Below are 23,032 nucleotides of genomic sequence, written 5' to 3'. Positions count from 1 at the left end.
TACGCCACTTAATGCTGTCGTTCGAATTATTTCCAAATAATTCTCAAGGAGTTCATGCGCCCTTCCAGCCCTGAATTTCCAGGGTTTTCACGCTGCGAGCAGAGCGTGGATGGCTAATACCGCGTTGCCGTGCGTGTTGTTTCTGTGTTTAATGTGACTGAAGTGATGGAAGTGGAGCGACGCGGGATGCGCAAGCACCTTGAGAAGTTTTGCTGAATGTCTTCGTTTTCCCCAACAGGGAGAATCCCGCGCCATGCTTCGCCCGCAATCAATGCGCTAACGCGTACTGAAGACTGGGAGGTATCCACGTGCTGGAATCCAGCAATGACGGAGCAGATAAGTATTTTTCGCTGACCGTCGGCCCGATCGCCGACCGCCATCAGGTGGTCAGGATCGGTGCCGCGGAGCAGCTGCCACTGGACTCGGCCGCGCAGGCGTCCGGAAGTTCGGTACAGCAACCGTCCGCGCTCGCCCAGGACAGTTTGGATGACTGGTTCTAGGTTCCGCTTTCAGGTATCAAAAATCCCGGCAGCCCATGGCTGCCGGGATTTTTGCGTATCAGCTTACTTGCCGAACCAGATGCCGATCTCGCGCTCTGCGGACTCAACGGAGTCCGAGCCGTGGACCAGGTTCTGCTGGACCTTCAGGCCCCAGTCGCGGCCGAAGTCGCCACGAATGGTGCCTGGGGCTGCGGTGGTCGGGTCGGTGGTGCCGGCCAGCGAACGGAAGCCTGCAATGACGCTCTGGCCTTCAGCCACGATCGCCACCACTGGACCGGAGAGCATGAACTCCACCAGCGGCTCGTAGAACGGCTTGCCTTCGTGCTCTGCATAGTGCTCGGCGAGCAGCTCTCGAGTAGCTTCCAGCTGCTGCAGCTTGGCAATGGTGTAGCCCTTGGCTTCAATGCGGGCAAGGATCTGTCCGGTCAGGCCGCGCTTGACGCCATCTGGCTTGACCAGGATCAGGGTACGTTCAGTCATGTGACTACCTCTTCGTATCGTTGATGTACTTCTTGGAATCTTAGGCTTGCTCGGGGTTGGCTTTTTCCCAGGCTTCCTGGGCGGCGGCACGGCGCTTGTTTTCCACGTCGATTTCCTCGCCCTTGGACAGCGCAAACCACCAGCACAGGGCGAACGCCGCGGCCAGGTAGAACATGTCCACCAGGATGAAGCCGCTCAGGAAGAACACTACCTGCAGGATCCAGCCGATGATGTAGCCGATCTTCTTGCCCAGCAGGGCGCAGTTGAAGATGCACAGCAGCGCCACGGCAGCGCCGAGGCTGAGCACCACTGCGGGTTCGCCGCGCTTGAGCCCGAAGGCCGCGAGGGTGACGAACACCGCCAGCAGCGCCTCGCAGACCAGCACGGTGGATGCGAACATCATCTTCGTGGAACGCTGCTTCTTCTTCATCCCAGGTCGCCACTCGCGCTGGGCACGGGTGAGTTTGGCCATTAGGGCTTGCCTCCCTTGAGCAATAGTGAAATCTCGCCCACCAGTGTAATCGAACCGGTGACCAGCACTCCGCCGGACAGGTCGTTGCCTGCCTCCGCGCGGCCAACGGACCACTCGATGGCGTCTTCCAGGTTTTCGGTGACGTGGATGTCAGCTTCCGGCCAGCCGGCATCGATGGCCAGGGTGGACAGCTCGCCGGCGGGAATGGCTCGCGGCGAGGAGGACTGGGTGATGCAGATGTCCTCGACCATGTCCCCGTATTCCTCGCGCAGGGTGTAGAGCATCGCCTCGGCGTCCTTCTCCTGCAGGATGCCGACCATCAGGACCAGACGCGTGAAGCCGAAGGATTCCTTGATCGCTTCCGCAGTGACGCGGATGCCGTCCGGGTTGTGCCCGGCATCCACCAGGATGCTCGGGGCCGCACGCAGCAGTTCCAGTCGGCCCGGGCTCGTCGCCGCGGCGAAGCCGTCGCGGACCAGGTCGGCGTTCAGCTCGCGCTGTCCGCCGCCGAGGAATGCCTCCACCGCGGCCAAGGCCACGGTGGCGTTCTGCGCCTGGTGGGCGCCGAACAGCGGCAGGAAGATCTCGTCGTAGCGGGCGGCCTGGCCCTGGATGGACAGCAGCTGCCCGCCCACGCCATGCTGGCGTTCGATGAGCTTGAAGTCCAGGGTGTCGAAGGCCGCCGGCACGTCGAGCTCGCGGGCACGGGCCAGCAGCACGTCGGCCGCGTCCACCGGCTGCACCGAGGAGACCAGGTAGCCTCCGGGCTTGAGGATGCCGACCTTCTCCTCGGCGATCTCCCCCGGGGTGTCCCCGAGCAGGTCGGTGTGGTCCAGCGAGATCGGGGTGATCACCGAGACATCGGCATCGGCCACGTTGGTGGCATCGGTGATGCCGCCCAGGCCCACTTCGAGCACCACCACATCCACCGGGACCTCGGCGAAGACCGCGAAGGCGAGGATGGTGACAGCCTCGAAGTAGGTCAGCTTGTTTTCTCCGCGCTCGACGAGCTCGGCGTCCACGATCTCAAGGAACGGGCTGATCTCATCCCATACGCGCACGAAGGTCTCGTCCTCCACCGGCGCACCGTCAATGGCGATGCGCTCGGTGACCGAAATCAGGTGCGGCGAGGAGTAGCGGCCGGTGCGCAGATCGTGCGCCATCAGCAGCGATTCGATCATGCGTGCGGTCGAGGTCTTGCCGTTGGTGCCGGTGATGTGGATGACCGGGCAGGCCTTGTTGGGCTCGCCGAGGATCTCCACGGCCCGGAACATTGGAGCCATGCGCGGCTCCATCTTGTTCTCCGGGGCCCGGGACAGCAGTTGCGCGTAGACGCGGTCCAGTTCGCTCACTAGTTGGCCTCGACTTTGCCGGAATCCAGCTTGGCCACGGCAACCTGCTCGCCCTGGGCCGAATCGTCGGCGACGAGCTCCAGCTGCGCGCTCAGGGTTTCGCCGGCCACCAGCTCGCGGTTGGCTTCCAGCGCCGCGATGGTGGCCGCGCTGGCGGTGATCACGGTGCGGATGCGGTCCGAAACCTGCAGGTCCGCGTCCTTGCGGGCGGACTGGATGGAGCGGATCATGTCGCGGGCGGTGCCCTCGGCGGCCAGCGCCTCGGTGACCTCGGTATCCAGCACCAGGAAGCCGCCATCGATGACCGCCGCGGCGATCTCGCCGGCCGCATCCACCACGGTGTCCAGGGTGTATTCGCCCTCGGCCAGTTCCAGGCCGCCGGCGGTGACAACACCGTTGGCGACGGACCAGTCACCGGACTTGGCGCCCTTGATCGCCTGCTGCACGTTCTTGCCCAGGCGCGGGCCGGCGGCACGGGCGTTGACCACCAGCTGCTGGCTGATGCCGTAGCTGGCAGCGTCCACTCCCTCGGCGTCGATCAGGGTCACTGCCTTCAGGTTCAGCTCGTCCTTGATGATCGATGCGTAGGTGCCCTCCAGGCGGGCGGCATCGGTCAGCACAACCTTCAGCTCGGCCAGCGGCAGGCGCACGCGCAGGTTCTTGGCCTTGCGCAGCGAGGAGCCCACCGAGCAGATCTTGCGGGTGGTTTCCATGGTTTCCAGCAACGCGGCGTCGGCCGGGAACTGCTCGGCATCCGGCCAGTCTTCCAGGTGCACCGAGCGCTTGCCGGTCAGCCCGCGGAAGATCTCTTCGCTGGCCAATGGCAGCAGCGAAGCGGTGACCTTCACCAGGGTTTCCAGCGCGGTGTACAGGGTGTCGAAGGCCTGGGTGTCCTCGTCGAAGAAGCGCTGGCGCGAGCGGCGCACGTACCAGTTGGTCAGCGTGTCCATGTAGTGGCGCACCGCCTCGGTGGCATCGGATACCTCGTAGGAATCCAGCGCCTCGGTGACCTCTCGCACCAGCTGGCCGGTGGCAGCCAGCATGTACTGGTCCAGCGGGTCGGTGGAGTCCATCGAGCGCTTGGCCTCGTAGCCTGCCCCGTTGTTGGCGGAGTTGGTGTACAGGTTGAAGAAGTGCCAGACATTCCACAGCGGCAGCAGCACCTGGCGCACGCCATCGCGGATGCCCTGCTCGGTGACCACCAGGTTGCCGCCGCGCAGGATCGGCGATGCCATCAGGAACCAGCGCATCGCATCCGAGCCGTCGCGGTCCAGGACCTCGGTGACATCCGGGTAGTTGCGCAGAGACTTGGACATCTTCTGCCCGTCCGAGCCGAGCACGATGCCGTGGGAGATCACGTTGGTGTAGGCCGGGCGGTCGAACAGCGCGGTGGACAGCACGTGCATGGTGTAGAACCAGCCACGGGTCTGGCCGATGTACTCGACGATGAAGTCCGCCGGGTGGTGGCCGGAATCGAACCATTCCTGGTTGTCGAACGGGTAGTGCACCTGGGCGTAGGGCATCGAGCCGGAGTCGAACCAGACGTCGAGCACGTCTTCCACGCGGGTCAGCGTGCCGCCTTCGGCGCAGCCCTCGTGGGCGCGGGTCAGCTCGTCGATGAACGGGCGATGCAGATCCGGCTGGCCTTCGTGGTTCACCGGCAGGCGGCCGAAGAAGTCCTTCAGCTCGGCCAGCGACCCGAAGACCTCGCGGTGGGTGCACTCGGCGCCCGAGCATTCCCAGACCGGGATCGGCGAACCCCAGTAGCGGTTGCGCGAGATCGACCAGTCGCGGGCGTTTTCCAGCCACTTGCCGAACTGGCCGTGCTTCACGTTGCCCGGGATCCAGTTGATCTGCTCGTTCAGCTCGACCATGCGGTCCTTGAACTTGGAGACCTCGACGTACCACGAGGAGATCGCGCGGTAGATCAGCGGGGTGCGGCAGCGCCAGCAATGCGGGTAGGAGTGCTCGTAGGAAGCCTGCTTGACCAGCTTGGCCTCGTCCTTGAGCACATTGGTGATGGTCTTGTTCGCATCGAAGACCTGCACGCCGACGATGTCGGCCAGCGGGCCGCCGGCGAAGACCGGCAGGAACTTGGCGCCCTCGTCCACCGAGAGGATCACCGGGATGCCGTGCTCTTCGCAGACCTTCTGGTCATCCTCGCCGTAGGCCGGAGCCTGGTGCACGATGCCGGTGCCGTCGGCCACGGTGACATAGTCGGCGGTGAGAATCTGCCAGGCGTTTTCGGTGCCGTACTTCTCGGTGTCGGTGTAGGTGTCCCACAGCGGGGCGTAGCGCACGCCGGCCAGGTCGGCGCCGGTGTAGCTGGCGGTGACCGCGGCGGCGGCTTCCTTGGCGTCCTTGTAGCCCAGGTCCTTGGCGTAGGAGCCGAGCAGGTCGCGGGCCAGCAGGAATGGGCCGGCGGCGGCAGAGGCCTTCACGCCAGCTTCGCCGGCTGGGAGAACGACGTACTCGATGTCCGGGTGCACGGCCAGCGCCTCGTTGGTCGGCAGGGTCCACGGGGTGGTGGTCCAGGCCAGGGCCTGCACGCCGGCCAGGGCCTTGGATGCTTCGGTCTCACCGGCAAGGATGGTGAAGCCGACGGTAACGGTCTGGTCCTGGCGGTTCTTGTAGACGTCGTCGTCCATGCGCAGCTCGTGGTTGGACAGCGGCGTCTCGTCCTTCCAGCAATACGGGAGCACGCGGAAGCCCTGGTAGGTCAGGCCCTTGTCGGACAGCTGCTTGAAAGCCCAGATGACCGATTCCATGAACTCGACGTTCAGGGTCTTGTAGTCGTTTTCGAAGTCGACCCAGCGGGCCTGGCGGTTCACGTACTCTTTCCACTCGTCGGCGTACTTCATCACCGAGGTGCGGCAGGCGTCGTTGAACTTGTCGATGCCCATGGCTTCGATCTGCTTCTTGTCGGTCATGCCCAGCTGCTTCATGGCTTCCAGCTCGGCTGGCAGGCCGTGGGTGTCCCAGCCGAAGCGGCGCTCGACGCGCTTGCCGCGCTGGGTCTGGTAGCGGGCGACGAGATCCTTGACATAGCCGGTGAGCAGGTGGCCGTAGTGCGGCAGGCCGTTGGCGAAGGGAGGGCCATCGTAGAAGACGAACTCTTCGCCTTCGCGCTGGTCGATGGAGGCCTGGAACGTGTTGTCGTTCTTCCAGTATTCGAGGACGCGCTTCTCAAGTTCTGGGAATCGCGGTGAAGCCGGGGTCGAACCGGTTGGGTCTGTAGTGACCTTCGGGTAGAAGCTCATCGAATGGGCCGTCCTTCAAGCGTAGGGTCGATAAATCCTTGCCTACGAGGACGGCGATAATGCCGCGGTACCACCCCGCTTATCCCCCGCCTGAATCGCGGAGAACCACTTATCATCAGCTGTGACGGGCTGGTCCCGTTCGGTTCTACTGGGCAAACCCGAGGTTCGCGGTTCTTCCGAAGACTCACCGGTGATAGCCGGATCGAAGTCGCAGTCCTTATATCGTACCGCGTGATGCGCGTGGTGAAAATTCCCAGATCACCCAAGATGGCAATGAGTTCAGGCTCACAGCCTTGTGGCCCAAGCACCGAGGAAAGGGGCTGATGCAGGGAAATCTCCGTTGCCTGCATTTTCAGGATAGCGCGTTGAGGGGGCCTTGCCACAAGGCCCCACCCATGGCCCATAATCGATACCTTCCCCACGAGAACCATCCAGATCAGGGAGCCTGCGTGCCTGCTGCAACTTCTAACACCAGCTACTTCGATTCCATCCACGAACATGCCACACCCGAACTCGCGAAAGACATCGCGCAGGACCAGCAACGGCTGGAAGAGATCGCCGCGCGCATCAAGCAGCTCCGCTCCGAAGCGGTTGAGCGCATCGCTGCACGCGGCAAGGACCGGGCCGGCACCCTCCAGCAATCCCTGCAGCGCGATGTCGAGCTGAACGAACTGGCTCAGCGGCTGCGCCAGCTGGACCTCGTGGGACCATACGCCTGCTTGGGGTACATGCAATTCGCCCAGACCGGCGAGCGCCTCTACATCGGACGAGCCGGCTTGAGCGATGCCCAAGGCAAGCAGCTGATGGTGGACTGGCGCACCCCGGCGGCCGAACCATTCTTCGCTGCCACGCATGAAGAGAGCTACGGGCTGTCGATGCGTCGCCGCTACCGCTGGCTCCGCCAGCGCATTTCCGACTACTGGGACGAAGTATTCGATTCCTCCCAGCTGCAATCCCATACCCGCCTGGATGACCACTCATCGTTTCTCGCGTCGCTTGGCAGCAAGCGCTCACCGAAAATGCAGGACGTCCTCTCGACGATCCAGTCCGATCAGGACGCGATCATCCGCAGCAGCTCGCGCGGCGCACTGGTGGTTGACGGCGGGCCAGGCACCGGCAAGACGGTCGTCGCCCTGCACCGCGCCGCGTACTTGCTCTACGCGGATCAGCGCCTGCGCAGCCAAGGAGGCAAGGTGCTGGTCGTGAGTCCGCATGAAGCCTACTCCTCTTATGTCTCTGATATCCTGCCGAATTTGGGAGAGGATGATGTTCTCATTGCCACTCTTTCGAACATAGTTTCGATAGGGCAAGATCTCCCTGCCGAACAAGATCCCGAAGTCCAGCGCATTAAATCCAGTGCCGCCATGCTGAGTGCGCTGAAGAAAGCAGTCGAGGTCTTTGAAGAGCCGCCCGCCACCGAGGTGGTGCTCGATATCGGTGAATTCCAAGCCACGGCCACTGCGCAACTATGGCGCGACGCGGTGGGCATGATCGACTCCGAGACTCCGCACAACGAAGCGCGCATCCAATTGCGCGAAGCTCTGGTTGACCTGCTGCTCCCCCAGCTAGCAGGCAGCAATGCCCCTGAACCGCAACTTCGCGCCGACGCGGCACGAAGTTCTGCACTCGGAGCGCTGCTCAATGAATACTGGCCCATCCTGGATCCGCTGAATCTCCTGAAGGCTTTGTATTCGACGCCCGCATTGCTTCGGTACAGCGGCTCGGAACTCACTGACGACCAGATCGAGAAGTTGCTGTCCGCCCCACGTCCAGTCGCATGGACGACATCAGATATTCCGTTGATCGATTATTCCCGCTATCTGATCGGAGACCAGGACAGCGAGACCAGCCATCGTGACGAGCAGTCTCGAATCCTTGCAGAGCGAAACCGATGGACGAACGTCATAGACGATCTGATGGCTTCGGCTGATGACAAGGAAGACCTGGCATCTCAGCTCATGCACCACGATCTCCAGGAGCGTCTGCTCAGCCATAGCTTGGAGTCCCCGTTGGCGAAGGAAAGTTTCGACGGGCCCTTCTCGCATGTCGTCGTCGATGAAGCCCAAGACCTGACCGATGCCCAATGGGCAATGATCCAACGCCGTTGCCCGTCGGGCAGCCTGACGATTGTCGGCGACAGGGCCCAGGCCGTTGACGGTTTCAGCACGTCATGGGAACAGCGGCTAGCAAGCATTGGCATTCACGACATCTCCATCTCCCGGTTGCGGGTCAACTACCGCAGCACCGCACAGATCATGGAAGCCGCAGCAGCGCAGATCCTGCCGGAGATGCCGGAGGCCAACGTGCCGCAATCGCTGCGAGCAAACGGTGCACCGGTACGCTACGCCCATCCTTCACACCTCAAGAAGATTCTCGACCAATGGCTGGCCGAAAATAATGAAGGCACCGCTGCGGTGATTGGGCTTCCGGGTTTCCCCGCCTCCGAACGAGTCAGCGTGCTGACTCCTGAACACGCCAAGGGACTGGAATTCGATCTGGTGCTCGTCTGCCAACCTGAGAACTTCGGCCAGACCCGGCGCGGCGCAGTACGCCGGTACGTGGCCATGACCCGAGCGACAGCTCAATTGGTCATATTGGCCGAGCAATGACCATCGGGCAGCCTTTAGTAGGCTGGCTTCCATGAGCACTGCCGAACCGCAACGGTTGGAAACCCGGAATCAACAGCACGCCTTCGCCTCACCAAGCGTGCTGCGTTGGGGCCAGCATCTGGTCACGGCGATTCTCCTTGCCATTGCGCTGCTGCGACAGCTAGCAACTCAGGATGCCGCGTTGCCTGCCATCCTCGTCTCAGTGCTTTTCGCTGGCTGGTACAGCGCAGGCTTCATTGCCCATTCCAAGGCTGGCGCCTTCGCGGTGCGCGCATGGTGGCTGGCGCTCCTGCTCGGGATTTGGGTAGCAAGCCTTTTCGTTTCGGCCGAATTCATGTGGCTCGCCTTCAGTCTGTGGCTGCTCTTGGGCCACCAGCTGCCGTTCCTACCCTCAATCTTGTGGTCGGTGGTCGTCTACGCCTTTACGCTGCTTGCTCCGTATCTGCACCATGGGCGACTGAGCATTGCGGCCATAGCCGGTCCATTAGTCGGCGGCTTGTTCGCTTGGGGCATTTCCCGCGGTTACCTGCAGATGGAACGCGATGCCCAAGTGCGCACTTCGCTCGTGAATTCCCTGGTCCGCGCCCAGCATGAAATGGCCGACCTCCAAGAGGAACTTGCGAGGTCGCAGCACGAGGCGGGCATCGCCACGGAACGCACGCGCCTGGCCCGCGAAATCCATGACACTGTCGCACAGCAGCTGTCCTCCATCGGCCTGCATGCCAAGGCGGCAGAGGCCTCCAAGGAACCGGACGCAGCCGAGAAAGCACTGGTTCGCATTGATGAGCTTTCCGGACAGGCGCTGACCGATTTGCGCCGCATTATCGCCGCGCTCGCACCCGCTGAACTGGATTCGCAGGCACTGGCCGGCGCATTGAACCGGATACTGGAGAATTTCGAAGCTGATTCGAACGTCGGCACCCGGCTGGACATCGAGCCGGGTTTGCCCGCCCTGGAGCCCAGCGTGCAGATTGCCTTGCTGCGCACCGCGCAGTCGGCGCTCTCTAACGTCCTTCGCCATGCCCACGCTTCAATCGTTGCTATCAGCTTGAGCAGCAGTGGCGACGAAGTCCGCCTGGATATCGTGGATGACGGTGTTGGGTTCACGCCGAATTCCGGTCCCGCGCAAACCAGCACCGAGGCTGGCGGGTTCGGCCTGAAAGCCATGAACCAGCGGCTGCGGGAGCTCGGCGGCGGACTGGACATCGAAAGCTCCCCAGGCGAAGGCACAGCACTGTGCGCGCATCTTCCGATCAACGTCGCAAAGGACAAATCGTGATCCGCATCCTCTTAGTCGATGACCATCCCATCGTTCGCACCGGGTTGCGGGCGCTTTTTGAGAACTTCGGAGACATCGCAGTGATCGGCGAGGCCTCCAGCGGCGAGGAAGCGCTAGCGTTCGTCAAGGACAACCCGGTTGATGTCGTGCTGTGCGATCTGCGCCTCGGTGCCGGGATGAACGGCGCGCAGACCACGGTAGCCATCCGCAAGCTATCCAAGCCTCCCCACGTGTTGATCCTGACCACGTTCGACAAGGACTCGGAAATCTTGGCCTGCATCGAAGCCGGAGCCGCCGGCTATCTGCTCAAGGATGTCAGCGCGCAAACCATCGTGGATTCCATTCGCCAAGCCGCAGCCGGCCACATGGTGCTGGCCCCGGAGATGGCCCAGCGGGTTGTCGAGGGCATGCGGCGGCCGAAGATCGAGCTGACGGCACGCGAGAAAGACGTGCTGGCCCAACTGGCTACCGGTGCCGGAAACAAGCAGATCGCCAAGGCGCTGTTCGTGTCTGAGGCAACGGTGAAGACCCATCTGGTGCATATCTTCGACAAGCTTCAAGCATCCAGCCGCACAGATGCCATCAACAAGGCGACAGAGCACGGTTTGCTCTAGGTTCTTCCGGCATTCGGAAGACACGCCGGTAACCGCCTCAACCTTTCGGTTGAACTTTTATTCGCCCTTTTCCACGATGGATTGACCTGCAAAAAATCATTAACTGGAACTATGAAAGTTCCAGTTATTTCCCGGGTCGGCGATTCGCTGACCAGCCGGCGCGGCGCTCGCCTGTGGGCCGTCGGCATCGTCGCAGCAATTCTCGTCCTCTTTGGCGCGCTGAGCAGCGTCCAGGCTCCGGCCCGGTCTGCGAGCTCGCTGGTTGGCGATTCGGATTCGGCCAAGGTCGCCCAGCTCATCGATGCGAACTCCAACGAGTCCGAAACCACGGCCCTGCTGGTGGCCAGCCGTGGCGACGGCAACGCGCTCAGCGACAACGACCGCGCAATGATTGATCGCCAGGCAGAGGCCTTGGGTCACGCAGCGAACGTCACCGCTGGCCGCACCATGGCAAGCGAGGATCAGCAGGCAGCCATGGTTCCGCTCTCCTGGAATACCGTGTCCGATACTGCCGACCGGGAAACGCTCAAGTCGATTCGAAGCTGGATCCAGGATCATCCATCAGCAGATTTGCAGCTTCAGGTCACCGGGCCTACCGCCTTTGCAGTTGATGTCACCAATGCATTTGCCGGTGCCGACTTCACCCTCTTGGCAGTCACGGTGGCAATCGTGGCTGTCTTGCTGATCTTGACCTACCGATCGCCGGTGCTCTGGCTGATCCCGTTGGCGGTCGTTGCCATCGCCGACCGCAGCGCCTCTCTGGTGGCCAACCTGGTGGGCAATGCCTTCGACCTGCACTTCGATTCCGGCGTGCTCAGCGTCCTGGTCTTCGGCGCAGGCACCAACTACGCCCTGCTGCTGATCTCCAGGTACCGCGATGAGTTGCATAAGCATGCTGATCACCGTCAAGCGCTGGCCAAAGCCTGGGCATCCAGCTTCGAGGCCATTCTCACTTCAAACCTGACCGTGGTTTTGGCTCTGCTCACCCTGGGCCTGGCAGTCATGGACGATACGCGCGGATTGGGTATCGTTTGCGCCGTTGGCTTGCTGATCGCGGCGATCTTCGCGCTGTTCCTCTTACCCCCGATCCTGGCCATGTGCGGCCGCAACGCCTTCTGGCCATTGATTCCCCGTCCCGGACAGGAAGCCAAGACGGAGAATTTCTTCGGCCGTGCAGCTCGCTCCGTGATGAACCGTCCGGGACTGAACCTCACCGCGATGGCACTATTGCTTCTGGTGCTTGCCGGAGCACTCACCGGTACGCGTATTGGCCTGGATCAAACCCAGCAATTCCGCACGGCAACCGAATCCTCCAGCGCCATGGACCTGCTGGCAGAGCATTTCCCCGCCGGGGAAACCCAGCCGGTCACCGTCTTGGCGCAGGGTGCAGGGACTGGCCCATTGCGAGATGAATTCGCTCGCCTTGAGAACGTGAAACGCGTCGGCGAGGCAAGCCAGCTCGGCACTACCGCGTGGCAGGAGTTCTCGGTGATTCCCGACGTTGATCCCAACTCGGCGAAGGCCCAGGATCTTGTGCAGCAGCTGCGTGATGCCGCAGCCCGTGGAGGCGACGGCCAGGTGCTGATTGGCGGACAGAGCGCAGAACAACTGGATTCACATCAAATGCACCTGCGAGACCTCTACGTGATTGCGCCGCTGATCATGATGATCTGCTTCGTGATGCTCGGCTGGCTCACCCGTTCATGGCGCACTGCCCTGGCTCTGGGAGTGGTGAACCTGCTCAGTGCTGCAGCTGCTGTCGGATTGGGTTCGCTGGTTTCCTCAGTCGTCTTCGAGGCTGACGCGCTGGATGTCCAAGTGCCGCTGTTGGCCTTCGTCTTCCTGGTAGCGCTCGGCGTGGACTACACGATCTTCCTGACCCAGCGCGTGCGCCAGGATGCACAGGCGCTGGAACTGCATGAAGCAGTTGCCTTGGCAGCAAGCCGCACCGGATCAGTCATCACCAGTGCCGGGCTCGTGCTCGCCGGAGTATTCGCCGCCCTGGCGACCTTGCCTCTGACCGTCCTGGGCCAGCTCGGCCTGATCGTCGGACTCGGCGTCCTGCTGGACACATTCGTTGTTCGGACCTTGCTGCTGCCCGCGCTGTTCGCGGTCCTGGGTTCGGCCAAGCGCCCGGTCTTCGGCCACGTTTCCTCCCCTGCGGAAGCATCTGCAGAACCAACCACTCAGAAAGAAAGCAACATCAATGCGTAAGCTCGTCAATTTCTCCTTCACCTACATGATCCTCGGAGTCGCCTCTGGTCTCTTCTACCGGGAATTCACCAAGATGAACGGTTTCCCGGAGGGAGCGTGGACCCAGCTATCGGTAGTCCATACCCATCTGCTCGTCCTCGGCTTCATCATCCTGCTGCTGGTGCTCCTGCTGGAGAAGGCCTTCGTCCTGAGCCAGCATCGCAAGCTCTTCGCATGGTTCATGGGAACCTACAACGCGGGTGTGCTCCTCACTGCGGGCATGCAGCTCACCCACGGCATCATGACCGTGCTGGGCATCGAGTCCTCCAAGATGGTCTCCGGCATCGCGGGCCTTGGACACATGTCGATCACTGCAGGCATGATCCTGCTGTTCATCATGCTCCGCCGCAGTGTCGGCGCCGGTGATCAACAGAAGGCCGCACGGAAGCGGGCAGTCGAGGGCTAGGCAATCGGCCCGTCGTCGATTTGCCGTTCCCGGCTGGCCGGTGAACTGGCTGGCTGGGCGGGCCTGAGCATCGCGCCGTAGCCCTGGCAGCAGCGCTGCTCATGGCAGCTGATACTTATTCGGCCGGTAGCAAGCCGAAGAAGTTGCGGGCTGAAAACACCAATGGGCAGGGTCCCTCAGCAGATTTGCCGAGGGACCCTGCCCATTGCGTGCTAGAGCCCGGGGTGAAACTTACAGGCTCTCAACCAATTTTTTTGCCGAAGAGAATTCCATCATTGCTTCGCGCTCAACAACCTTGATGCGGTCGCGGGTGATCTCGCCGAAACGGGTCGAAACGGTGCCGGCCGCAGCGCCCAGTTCCTTCTCGTGGGCATCCAGGTTCTTCCAGCCCTCCCAGTTGGAGAAGTTCACGCCGCGGCTTTCCAGCAGCTCGGCGATCTTCTGGGAAGAATCCGGCTGTGCCAGCTTGGTGAGATCTTCAAGCAGGTGGGTGATGGTCTCCAAGGCGTCGCCCTTGGTGTGGCCAATCAGGCCGATAGGGCCGCGCTTGATCCAGCCGGTGGCGTACAGGCCAGGAACGTGATTGCCCGAAGCATCCAGCACACGGCCTTCGGCGTTTGGCAGCACGCCCTTGGCGCCGTCGTATTCAATGTCATTGACCGCTGAGCCGAAGTAGCCGACTGCACGGTAGATGGCCTGCAGCGGGTACTCGATGAATTCACCGGTACCGCGTGCGCCACCATTGCCGTCAAGCTCGTTGCGCTCGACCTTCAGACCGGAAACCTTGCCTTCCTCACCCAGAACCTCGACCGGGGACTGCAGGAAGTGCAGGTGCAGGCGACGCGAGGCGCTTGGAGCTTCTTCGCGTTCTTCCTGCTCGATCAGCCAGTTGGTCAGCGTGGAGACCATGGTCTTGGTCTGGTTGTTGGTCTTCATGGCTTCGTCCGAGGCCTTGTCGAATTCGAAGTCCTCCGGGTACAGCACGATGTCCACGTCCTTGGAGTGCGAGAGTTCGCGCAGTTCCAGCGGGGTGAACTTGACCTGTGCCGGACCGCGGCGGCCGAAGACGTGCACGTCGGTGACGGCCGAGTCGTTCAGCTGCTCGTAGATGTGCTCCGGGATTTCGGTTTCCAGCAGCTGGTCAGCGTGCTTTGAGAGAATGCGGGCGACGTCCAAGGCGACGTTGCCGTTGCCGATGACGGCAACTTCCTTGGCCGAGAGGTCCCAGTTCTTGTCGGCATCCGGGTGCGCGTCGTACCAGGAAACGAAGTCGGCGCCGCCGAAGGAGCCGTCAAGATCGATGCCCGGAATATTCAGGTCGGCGTCCTTCTGGGCGCCGGTGGAGATGATCACTGCATCGTAGCGGGTGCGCAGGTCTTCCAGCGAGATGTCCCGGCCCAGGCCGACGTTGCCGTAGAAGTCGATCCAGTCGTTGTCGAGTACCTTGTGCAGGGCATTGATGATGCCCTTGATGCGTGGGTGGTCCGGCGATACGCCGTAGCGGATCAATCCGAAGGGAGTCGGCAGCTCGTCGAAGAGGTCAACGTGCAGCTTCAGTTCGCCGGAGGCGACTGGCTGGCTCTTGTTCAGCAGGTCGGCGGCGTAGATGCCAGCTGGACCGGCTCCAACGATGGCTACACGCAGTGCCCGGGAAGTGAGGTGCTCGGGGACGGTAATTTCACTCATCAAACAACTTCTCTTTCTTAGTCAACGAATGAGGCCGGCGCGGTGGCTTCGGCGTTCTCTAGCGGCAGGAGGTCTACCAGTTGGTCGGAGGCTTCCGGGGCTAGCCGAACGACATCACCGATGACGATGACGGCCGGATTCGCCACTGCGGCCTTGCGGGCGCGCACTACAATCTCTTCTAGCGTACCGATAGTTGTGCGCTGCGTCTGTGAGTAACCTCGCTCAACTATCGCAATTGGCGTACTTGACGGTAAACCTCGGGTAAGCAATGTCTCAACAATTTGTGCCAAATTTGATACTCCCATCAGCACCGCGAGGGTGTGATCGGACCGAACTGGCACGTCGGCCAGCTCAGCGTGTCCGCTCACTACGGTGAATCCGGCAGCGATTCCACGGTGGGTCACCGGGATTCCAGCGGCTCCAGGAACCGAAATCGCGCTGGTGATTCCCGGGATCACGCGAGTGGAAATTCCGTATTCTGCGGCGTAGAGCATTTCCTCTCCGCCACGGCCCAGGACGAAGGGATCTCCGCCCTTGAGCCGGACAACGTGTTTTCCTTCAAGCGCGTACTTGACCAGAAGTTCATTGGTCTCGTCTTGGGTCTTCACGTGGCAGCCAGGAGACTTGCCCACGTTGATCACCAGCACGTCATCCGATAGGTCTGCCAGCAGCGCGGTGGGGCCGAGCCGGTCAGCCAAAACCACATCGGCGGACAGAAGGGCTTTGTAGCCTGCAACGGTAATCAGTTCAGGATCACCGGGGCCACCACCAATAAGGGTGATATGTCCTTTAGCCATTGTTTTCTCCAGTTCGGCTCATTCCACGATCACGCAACAGCTTGCGTTCAATCGGAGCAAAAAATACTAATTCGATCAACACGCCAACTAGCAAGATGGTCAGGATCACCAGCATGACCAGCGGCAGATCTGCGAGGTCGCGGCCGCGCTGCAACAGAGACCCAACACCCAAGGCGAGAGAGCCGCCTACCGCGATCAATTCGGCAGCCATCAGCGAACGCCATGCAAAGGCCCAGCCTTGGCGCAATCCAGCGACATACCCGGGCATGGCCGCTGGCAGTTCGATGTGCAGCACGTGTTCCCATTTGGAGGCACCAAGCACCTTGGACAGCGACTTGTACTGCGCCGGGATCATGTCGATGCCAGACAGCAGGCCATTGATGATGGATGGGATGGCTCCGAGCAGCAGGACCGTGTAGATGGTTGCATCGCTCAGTCCGAACAGGATGATTGCTGCTGGAACCCAGGCGATCGACGGCAAGACCTGCATTGCCGAGACCAGGGGTCCCACGCCTTTGCGCAGCAGTGGCTGATGTGCCAACAGCAATGCCAACGGGGTGGAAATGACCACGGCAATCGCGAATCCGCTCACTGCACGGAACAGGGAATTTCCCACAGCCGATACCAAAGAGCCATCCGCCAGCAATTGCGGAAGCTTTGCCGCGACAGCTAGTGGGCCGGGGAAAAGGTCTTCCCGCAGCGGGCTGGCCCAGGAAATGATCTGCCACAGGTTCAGGAGCACCACGACAGTCAGCAAGGGGGCAACCCATGAGTCGAGCCGGTTGTTCGGGCGCAGCTTGATTGCGCGCACGGGATTCACCCTAGTTCGGGATTCGGTCAGTGAGCTCATGTTTCCGTTGCTCCTTTCTGAGAATCGTGGTCAGTTCATCGGCCAATGCGGCGGCCTGGGCCGGGTTATTGCGAAGATCGTCGGTGATCCGTCGGGTCTCCAGGATGCGTCCTGGGTGCGAAGAGAGCACCAGGATGCGGCCGGAGAGGCGGATCGCCTCGCGCACATTGTGGGTGACAAAGATGATGGTCTTGCCCGTTTGTCCCCACAAGGCCCGCAACTGCTCGTGGAGCATATCTCGGGTGATCGCGTCCAAGGCTGCAAATGGTTCGTCCATCAGCAACACCTGCCGGTCCTGGGCCAAGGCTCGCGCCAGAGCAACTCGCTGGCGCATGCCTCCGGAAAGCTCGTGGGGCTTCTTGCCGGTGGCATGCCCGAGCTGTACGAGGTTGAGCAATTCTTCCACGCGCTGCTGGCGTTCCGCAGCTGGCTTGCCTGCGAGCTTGAGCGCCAAATCGACATTCTCGCTAGCAGTGAGCCACGGCAGGAGGTTGGCATCCTGGAACATGAATGCGGCGCCATCCTTGGGTACCTCGAGCCAGCCGGAGCTCGGTGCCAAGAGGCCGGCAATCATGTTGAGCAAGGACGACTTGCCGCAACCGGAGGCGCCCAAGACGGCAATGAACTCTCCGTCTTCAATTTCTGCACTGATGCGGTCGATGACCAAGCCGGTGCCTGGATAGCTCAGGGACACTTCATTCAGTAGTACTCCCATTACTTCTCCTGTTGTTCAAGAAAGAGCGTGTCCACGAGTCCGTCTGCGTTGCCGCCGGTTCCGACCCCGACAGCCAGTGCATGGTCCACCAGCGACTGGTAGGTCTCGGGTAGCGGGTCCTGGCTGAAGTGCACTTGCTCCAGGGCTTCAGCGATCACGCTTTCGTCGAAAGAGCTTCCGTTGGCTTCAACCAGAGCTTTCTGCACTGCCGCCAGCTTTTCCTTTTCGTCCGCCTGAGTGAGCCAATCAATGGCTTCGGTATTCGCATCGACCAGCTTCTGCACGGTTTGCGGGTGGCTAGCCATGAAGTCCTTGGAGACCACGAGAACCGTTGTCGGGAACTTGCCTTCAGGCCACAGCTCGGCTTCGTTCACCAAGCGGTGTCCGCCGTTCTTCTCCACCAGAAAGGATGCGTAGGGCTCAGGGAGCCACGCGCCATCGATTTCACCGCGGCCGAAAAGCTGCGCCACGGTGCCGTTGGAGCTCGGGGTGACCGTCGCGTCCTGCTTCAAATCCAGGTCCTTGAGGTAGTTGCGCAAGGCGACATCCTGGGTTCCGCCGAACTGCGGACTGGCCAGATTACTGCCGGCCAGTTCCTCGGGCTGAGTGATCTTCTTGTTCACGACCAGGCTGGCACCGCCGTAGGCAACGCCTGACACCACGTTCAAGGAATCGCCATGGCTGGACAGGTAGCTGTTCAGCGCGGGGTTTGGCCCCAGGTACGCGGCGTCGATGGCCCCTGAATTCAGGGCTTCCACGGCGGCCGGTCCGGCATTGAAAATCTGGCTTTCAACTTTGGTGCCGTCTTCTCCAAGGTGATCTTGGAGAATGCCTTGGGACTGGGCGATCAGAGCCGGAGCATGGGTGAGATTGGCAAAGTAGCCGATGTTCAGCTCATCCGCCGGTCCATGTTCTGCCGCCTGCGCCTGGACTTCATTGGGCCCTGGCAGGAAGGTCGTGGCCACGGCTACTGCGGTCAGCACTGCGACTGCTGCGAGCCCGAGGAAACGGCCTCGGAAGCCGCCCGTTTGCCCATGAGGCGAGAGCCGGACACGATCGCCGTTTCCCGTCGATTCGCCTACATCAGGCCGCTTCATGCTTTTCCTCGATGATCCCCGCGGCTAGGGTGCGCCCCGTGGTTGGATCGATGAGCAGGAAGCTGCCGCCGGTACGCGAAGTTGCGTACTGTTCGATGGCCAGAGCCGCTTGGCTGCGAAGCGTGATCCGCCCCAGATCGTTCAGTTCCAGGGAGTCTGCAGGCTGCTGGGCGTAGTCGCCGACATTGATGACGTAGTCAATGCTGGAGAGCTTGGCCGCGGATACCTTGGTGCCGTGCTTGATCAGCAGTCGCTGGCCGTTGGTGAGCTTCACCGGATCCAGTACGCAGATGTCCGCCTGGAATTCGCGCTGTGCTGCCGGCAATTCGCCGGCCACGATGGTGTCGCCTCGGGCGATGTCCAGGTCGGTTTCCAGTTCAACAACGATCGCGTCGCCGGCCTGTGCGCTCTGCGCTGGACCAGCAGGAGTGCTGATGGCCTTGATCCGGCTGCCCACTGGGTGGCCGTTGGAGAGCACCTGCACGGTGTCCCCCACATTCAAGATGCCATCAGCCAGGGTTCCGGCGTAGCCGCGGTAGTCGCGGTAGGCTTCCGGATCCAGGCCCGGAGCCAGTGCGCCCTGCGGGCGGATGACGTATTGGACGTCCAAACGCGCGGTGCCGCCACCGAGTTTGGGCTCCAGGTCTTCGAGCAATCCCAGCAGGGTCGGGCCTGCGTACCAGGTTGACGATTGGGATGGTTCGAATACGTTATCGCCCTGCAGGGCGGATACCGGGATCACCGTGGTGGACGCGATGCCCAGTTCGCTGGCCAGCGAGAGGACCTCGGACTCGATGGTCTTGAAGCCTTGTTCGTCCCAGCCGATCAGGTCCATCTTGTTCACTGCCACGACCAGCCTCGGAACGCGCAGCAGCGCCAGGACGCCGAGGTGGCGACGGGTCTGCTCCAGCACGCCGTTGCGGGCGTCGACCAAGACGATGGCCGCATCCGCAGTGGAGGCGCCGGTGACGGTGTTGCGGGTGTACTGCACGTGGCCCGGGCAGTCCGCCAGGATGAAGGAACGCTTGTCGGTGGAGAAGTAGCGGTAGGCCACGTCGATGGTGATGCCCTGTTCGCGTTCGGCGCGCAGGCCATCGGTCACCAGGGCAAGGTCGAGGGTGCCGTCGGCTCCGCCGAAGCCGCGCTCGGCGCTGGTGCGTGCGATGTCATCCAGAGAGTCAGCGAGGATCGCCTTGGCATCGTGCAGGAGTCGGCCAACCAGGGTGGACTTGCCGTCGTCTACCGAACCTGCGGTAGCGATGCGCAATAATGTGGTGGTCATTTTAGAAGTACCCTTCGGTCTTGCGGTCTTCCATTCCCGCGGCGGAGATTCGGTCATCGGCGCGGGTTGCTCCGCGTTCGGTGACGGTGGCGATAGCCAATTCGTCGAGCACCTTCTCTACGGTGTCTGCTGCAGAGAGCACGGCACCAGTGCAGCTGGCATCGCCCACGGTGCGGTAGCGCACCTGCTTGATGATCACCTGTTCATCCTCGTTGGGCTGGCTGACCGGGGTCAGCGCCCGCCACATGCCGTCTCGTTCGAAGACCTGGCGGCGGTGGGCAAAGTAGATCGGGGGCAGCTCGATGTTTTCGCGCTGGATGTAGGCCCAGATGTCGCGTTCGGTCCAGTTGGAAATCGGGAAGGCGCGAACATGCCAGTCCGGCTCATGCCGGCCGTTGTACAAGCTCCAGATTTCCGGGCGCTGGTTGCGTGGATCCCAGACGCCGAACTCGTCGCGCAGGGACAGGATGCGCTCCTTGGCGCGGGCCTTGTCCTCGTCGCGGCGGGCGCCGCCGAAGACGACGTCGAATCCGTTTTTTTCGATGGTGTCCAGCAGCACTCGGGTCTGCAAGCGGTTACGGGTGCCATCTGGCAGCTCGGTCAGTTCGCCGCGGTCGATGTACTCCTGGACGGAGCCGACAACAAGGTTCAGCCCGTACTTTTCCACTACCGAATCACGGAAGTTCAGCACCTCGGCAAAGTTGTGGCCGGTATCGATATGGACCACCGGGATGGGCACGCGCAGGGGTGCGACGGCCTTGGCCAGCAGGTGCAGGACGACTACGGAGTCCTTGCCGCCGGAGAAGAGCAGTCCCGGCTTCTCGAATTCGGCGAGGACTTCGCGGATGATGTGGATGGATTCGGCTTCCAGGGCGTCCAGAACGCTGCGCTGGGTGCCGGCGGGGGCGTTAGCGGTAATGGTCATGATTCGCTCCTTTAGACGTGGATTCCGCATTCGGTCTTGCTCAAGCCGGCCCAGCGACCGGCCCGGGGGTCTTCGCCCTCGGCCACCGGGCGGGTGCACGGCTGGCAGCCGATGGATGGGTAGCCGTTGGACAGCAGCAGGTTCACCGGCACCTGGTGCTCGGTGGCGTAGCCGATCAGCTGGTCGAAATTCCAGGGGGCGACCGGATTGAACTTGACCAGTCCGTGCTTCTCATCGAAAACGACCAGCGGGGTGTTGCTGCGGGTCGGCGCCTCGTCGCGGCGCACCCCGGTGAACCATGCGCTGTATCCGGACAGCGAACGAGCCAGCGGGTCCATCTTGCGCAGCTGGCAGCAGGCGGCCGGATCCCGGGAAAACAGGTCCTTGCCGAACTTCTCATCCTGTTCGGCAACGCTCAGCTCAGGCAGCACATCCACGACGTTCACGTCCAGGGTGCGGGCGACCTCGTCGCGCGTGACATGGGTTTCGGCAAAGTGGTATCCGGTCTCCAGGAACAGCACGTCGACCTTCGGCAGCTGCGCGGCGACCAGGTGCGGCAGCACTGCGTCGGCCATCGAGCAGGCCACCGCCACCTCATCGGCGCCCAGGTGCTCGGCGGCGAAGGCGACGACCTGCTCTGCCGTGGCCTCCCAGCCCAGCTCATCGGCGCCGAGCTTGGCGATCCGCCGCAGTTCGGCTTCGCTGCGGGTTCGCACGTGGTTCTGCTCGCTCATTTCAGTTCGTCCTCTTCAGCTCGGTGGGCCCAGGCCGCGAAGGATTCACCGTCGTCCGCGGAGGCCGAATAGTTCTTCACAACCCGCTCAACGTAGTCGGGCAATTCATCGGCAGCCACCTTCAAGCCGCGCACGGTACGGCCCATGGTCGCTTCGCCGTTTTCCCGGCCGGCCAGGGTGCCGCCCAGGTGAACCTGGAAACCTGGCACCTGCTCGCCGGCCTCATTGGTGATCAGCTGGCCCTTGAACCCGAGGTCTGCGGTCTGGATGCGGGCGCAGGAATTCGGGCAGCCGTTGACGTGCAGCGCCAACGCCCGGGGCAGCTTGCCCTGGTGATCGGCCAGGCGTTCCTCGATCTTCGCTACCGCGTCGATCATGGTGTCCTTGGTATCCACGATGGCCAGCTTGCAGAATTCGATGCCGGTGCAGGCAATAGCCGACCGCTTGAGCAGTCCGGGGTAAGCTTCCAGCCCGAGGGCGCGCGCTGCGCCGACAAATTCCTTGACCTGGTCCTCGGCGATATCCAGCGCAAGGATCTTCTGGTGTGGAGTGGTTCGCATCCTGGTGGAGCCGTGCGCCTCGACCAGGTCGGCCAGGGCCACGAGCGTGCTGCCCGAGACGCGTCCTGCCGGGGCGGTCAGGCCGACGTAGAAACGGCCGTCTTTCTGCTCGTGCACACCGCTGTGGTCACCTGCCGAGGTGGGCTGGGCCGGCAGTTCGCAATCAGGCAGCGCGTAGCCCAGGTACTCGTCCTGCAGCACCTGGCGGAACTTCTCGGTGCCCCAGTCGGCCAGCAGGAACTTCAGGCGGGCGCGGTTGCGCAGCCGGCGGTACCCGTAATCGCGGAAGATCGAGGTGACGCCCTCCCATACGTCGGCGGCCTGTTCCTGGGAGACGAAGGCGCCAAGGCGCTCGCCGAGCCGCGGGTTGGCCGACAGTCCCCCGCCGACCCACAGGTCGTAGCCTGGGCCGAGCTCCGGGTGAATGGCCGCGATCAGGGCGAAGTCGTTGATTTCGTGGACAACGTCCTGGCTGGGGTGGCCGGTGATCGCGGTCTTGTACTTGCGCGGAAGATTGGAGAACTCCGGATTGCCAATGTAGCGGCGGGAAATCTCGGCAATCACCGGGGTGGGATCGATGATCTCGTCCTTGGCGATCCCAGCTACCGGGGAACCGAGGATGACGCGCGGGACATCGCCGCAGGCTTCGGTGGTGTGCAGCCCCACGTTTTCGAGGCGGCGCCAGATTTCTGGAACATCGACGACGTCCACCCAGTGCAGCTGCACGTTCTGGCGGTCGGTGAGGTCTGCCGTATCGCGGGCGAAGTCCTTGGAGATCTGGCCGATGACGCGCAACTGCTCGGTGGTCAGCGCCCCGCCGTCGATGCGCACGCGAAGCATGAAGTAGCGGTCCTCGAGCTCTTCAGGGCTCAGCGTGGCGGTCTTGCCGCCGGGAATGCCCTGGGCACGCTGGGTGTACAGGCCCCACCAGCGAAAACGCCCGTGCAGGTCATCCGGGTCGATGGAGTCGAAGCCCTGCACGGAGTAGATCTCTTCGATCCGCTGGCGCACGTTCAGGCCGTTGTCGGCGGCCTTCATTTCCTCGTTGGCATTCAGCGGCGTAGTGCCATCGACCTTCCATTGGCCGTTGGGCTTGGCCGCTCTTTTGGGGCGAACTGGTGTGGTTGTCTGCGTCATGCCCATCAGCCTAGAAACTGCCCC

Annotated in this window: 19 protein-coding genes; 6 read left to right on the top strand and 13 right to left on the bottom strand. The window is 62.4% G+C overall.

Annotated features, from left to right (window positions below):
- Positions 1-308 precede the first annotated feature (308 nt).
- Positions 309-500 carry a hypothetical protein gene (locus ANI01nite_RS00150; RefSeq protein WP_038990840.1) on the top strand — a complete coding sequence of 64 codons (192 nt, stop codon included), beginning with the start codon at positions 309-311 and terminating at the stop codon, positions 498-500.
- A 63-nt stretch (positions 501-563) separates the two neighbouring features.
- On the opposite strand, the gene ndk is transcribed toward ANI01nite_RS00150, so the two are convergent.
- Genes ndk through ileS form a run of 4 tightly spaced genes read right to left on the bottom strand, consistent with a single transcriptional unit; the run spans position 564 to position 6,064 of the window.
- The gene (gene ndk, locus ANI01nite_RS00145) at positions 564-980 is read right to left on the bottom strand and encodes a nucleoside-diphosphate kinase (protein ID WP_038990838.1); all 417 of its coding nucleotides are present in this window, start codon (positions 978-980) and stop codon (positions 564-566) included.
- Positions 981-1,020: 40 nt separating this feature from the next.
- The gene (locus ANI01nite_RS00140; RefSeq protein ID WP_038990837.1) at positions 1,021-1,452 is read right to left on the bottom strand and encodes a DUF4233 domain-containing protein; all 432 of its coding nucleotides are present in this window, start codon (positions 1,450-1,452) and stop codon (positions 1,021-1,023) included.
- The gene (locus ANI01nite_RS00135) at positions 1,452-2,747 is read right to left on the bottom strand and encodes a bifunctional folylpolyglutamate synthase/dihydrofolate synthase (protein WP_371858926.1); all 1,296 of its coding nucleotides are present in this window, start codon (positions 2,745-2,747) and stop codon (positions 1,452-1,454) included. Before ANI01nite_RS00135 ends, ANI01nite_RS00140 begins: the two co-directional genes overlap by 1 nt.
- Before the next feature lie 56 nt (positions 2,748-2,803).
- A complete protein-coding gene (gene ileS, locus ANI01nite_RS00130) occupies positions 2,804-6,064 on the bottom strand; it encodes an isoleucine--tRNA ligase (protein WP_141355225.1) in 3,261 nt (1,086 codons plus the stop codon).
- A 449-nt stretch (positions 6,065-6,513) separates the two neighbouring features.
- On the opposite strand from ileS, the gene helR reads away from it, so the two are divergent.
- The 5 genes from helR (at position 6,514) to ANI01nite_RS00105 (ending at position 13,225) form a co-directional block, all read left to right on the top strand.
- Positions 6,514-8,673: an RNA polymerase recycling motor ATPase HelR gene (gene helR, locus ANI01nite_RS00125; protein ID WP_170214524.1), complete on the top strand. Its 2,160-nt coding sequence runs from the start codon at positions 6,514-6,516 to the stop codon at positions 8,671-8,673.
- Positions 8,674-8,704: 31 nt separating this feature from the next.
- Entirely contained in the window at positions 8,705-9,952 is a 1,248-nt protein-coding gene (locus ANI01nite_RS00120; RefSeq protein WP_073706131.1) for a sensor histidine kinase, read from the top strand.
- Positions 9,946-10,566 (top strand): response regulator, encoded by a 621-nt coding sequence (locus tag ANI01nite_RS00115; RefSeq protein WP_208644161.1) that lies wholly within the window; start codon positions 9,946-9,948, stop codon positions 10,564-10,566. The genes ANI01nite_RS00120 and ANI01nite_RS00115 overlap by 7 nt, the downstream gene beginning before the upstream one ends.
- A 111-nt stretch (positions 10,567-10,677) precedes the next feature.
- Complete coding sequence (locus tag ANI01nite_RS00110) at positions 10,678-12,780, top strand: MMPL family transporter (RefSeq protein ID WP_141355223.1); 2,103 nt, start codon at positions 10,678-10,680, stop codon at positions 12,778-12,780.
- A complete protein-coding gene (locus tag ANI01nite_RS00105) occupies positions 12,773-13,225 on the top strand; it encodes a DUF2871 domain-containing protein (RefSeq protein ID WP_141355222.1) in 453 nt (150 codons plus the stop codon). The genes ANI01nite_RS00110 and ANI01nite_RS00105 overlap by 8 nt, the downstream gene beginning before the upstream one ends.
- A 231-nt stretch (positions 13,226-13,456) precedes the next feature.
- Here the strand turns inward: ANI01nite_RS00105 and ANI01nite_RS00100 are convergent, their stop codons facing one another.
- The 9 genes from ANI01nite_RS00100 to ANI01nite_RS00060 are packed head-to-tail and all read right to left on the bottom strand — an operon-like array spanning position 13,457 to position 23,008.
- Positions 13,457-14,911 carry an FAD-dependent oxidoreductase gene (locus ANI01nite_RS00100; RefSeq protein WP_141355221.1) on the bottom strand — a complete coding sequence of 485 codons (1,455 nt, stop codon included), beginning with the start codon at positions 14,909-14,911 and terminating at the stop codon, positions 13,457-13,459.
- A gap of 17 nt (positions 14,912-14,928) precedes the next feature.
- Positions 14,929-15,708: a uroporphyrinogen-III C-methyltransferase gene (gene cobA, locus ANI01nite_RS00095; protein ID WP_141355220.1), complete on the bottom strand. Its 780-nt coding sequence runs from the start codon at positions 15,706-15,708 to the stop codon at positions 14,929-14,931.
- Positions 15,701-16,558, bottom strand: a complete 858-nt coding sequence (locus ANI01nite_RS00090; protein ID WP_141355219.1) for an ABC transporter permease — start codon at positions 16,556-16,558, stop codon at positions 15,701-15,703. The genes cobA and ANI01nite_RS00090 overlap by 8 nt, the downstream gene beginning before the upstream one ends.
- Entirely contained in the window at positions 16,530-17,273 is a 744-nt protein-coding gene (locus tag ANI01nite_RS00085; protein WP_141355218.1) for an ABC transporter ATP-binding protein, read from the bottom strand. Before ANI01nite_RS00085 ends, ANI01nite_RS00090 begins: the two co-directional genes overlap by 29 nt.
- On the bottom strand, positions 17,273-18,370 hold the full coding sequence (locus ANI01nite_RS00080; RefSeq protein ID WP_141355217.1) for an ABC transporter substrate-binding protein: 1,098 nt from the start codon (positions 18,368-18,370) through the stop codon (positions 17,273-17,275). Before ANI01nite_RS00080 ends, ANI01nite_RS00085 begins: the two co-directional genes overlap by 1 nt.
- Positions 18,357-19,652 (bottom strand): sulfate adenylyltransferase subunit 1, encoded by a 1,296-nt coding sequence (locus tag ANI01nite_RS00075; RefSeq protein ID WP_141355216.1) that lies wholly within the window; start codon positions 19,650-19,652, stop codon positions 18,357-18,359. The genes ANI01nite_RS00080 and ANI01nite_RS00075 overlap by 14 nt, the downstream gene beginning before the upstream one ends.
- 1 nt (position 19,653) lies before the next feature.
- Entirely contained in the window at positions 19,654-20,577 is a 924-nt protein-coding gene (gene cysD / locus ANI01nite_RS00070) for a sulfate adenylyltransferase subunit CysD (protein ID WP_141355215.1), read from the bottom strand.
- An 11-nt stretch (positions 20,578-20,588) separates the two neighbouring features.
- Positions 20,589-21,311, bottom strand: a complete 723-nt coding sequence (locus tag ANI01nite_RS00065; protein ID WP_141355214.1) for a phosphoadenylyl-sulfate reductase — start codon at positions 21,309-21,311, stop codon at positions 20,589-20,591.
- Complete coding sequence (locus ANI01nite_RS00060; protein ID WP_141355213.1) at positions 21,308-23,008, bottom strand: nitrite/sulfite reductase; 1,701 nt, start codon at positions 23,006-23,008, stop codon at positions 21,308-21,310. Before ANI01nite_RS00060 ends, ANI01nite_RS00065 begins: the two co-directional genes overlap by 4 nt.
- Between the last annotated feature and the right edge of the window lie 24 nt (positions 23,009-23,032).

Source organism: Glutamicibacter nicotianae (assembly GCF_006539525.1).
Classification (GTDB): Bacteria; Actinomycetota; Actinomycetes; order Actinomycetales; family Micrococcaceae; genus Glutamicibacter; species Glutamicibacter nicotianae.
The sequence above is the reverse complement of the archived record's forward strand: the minus strand, read 5'-3'. Positions and strand labels throughout refer to the sequence as shown.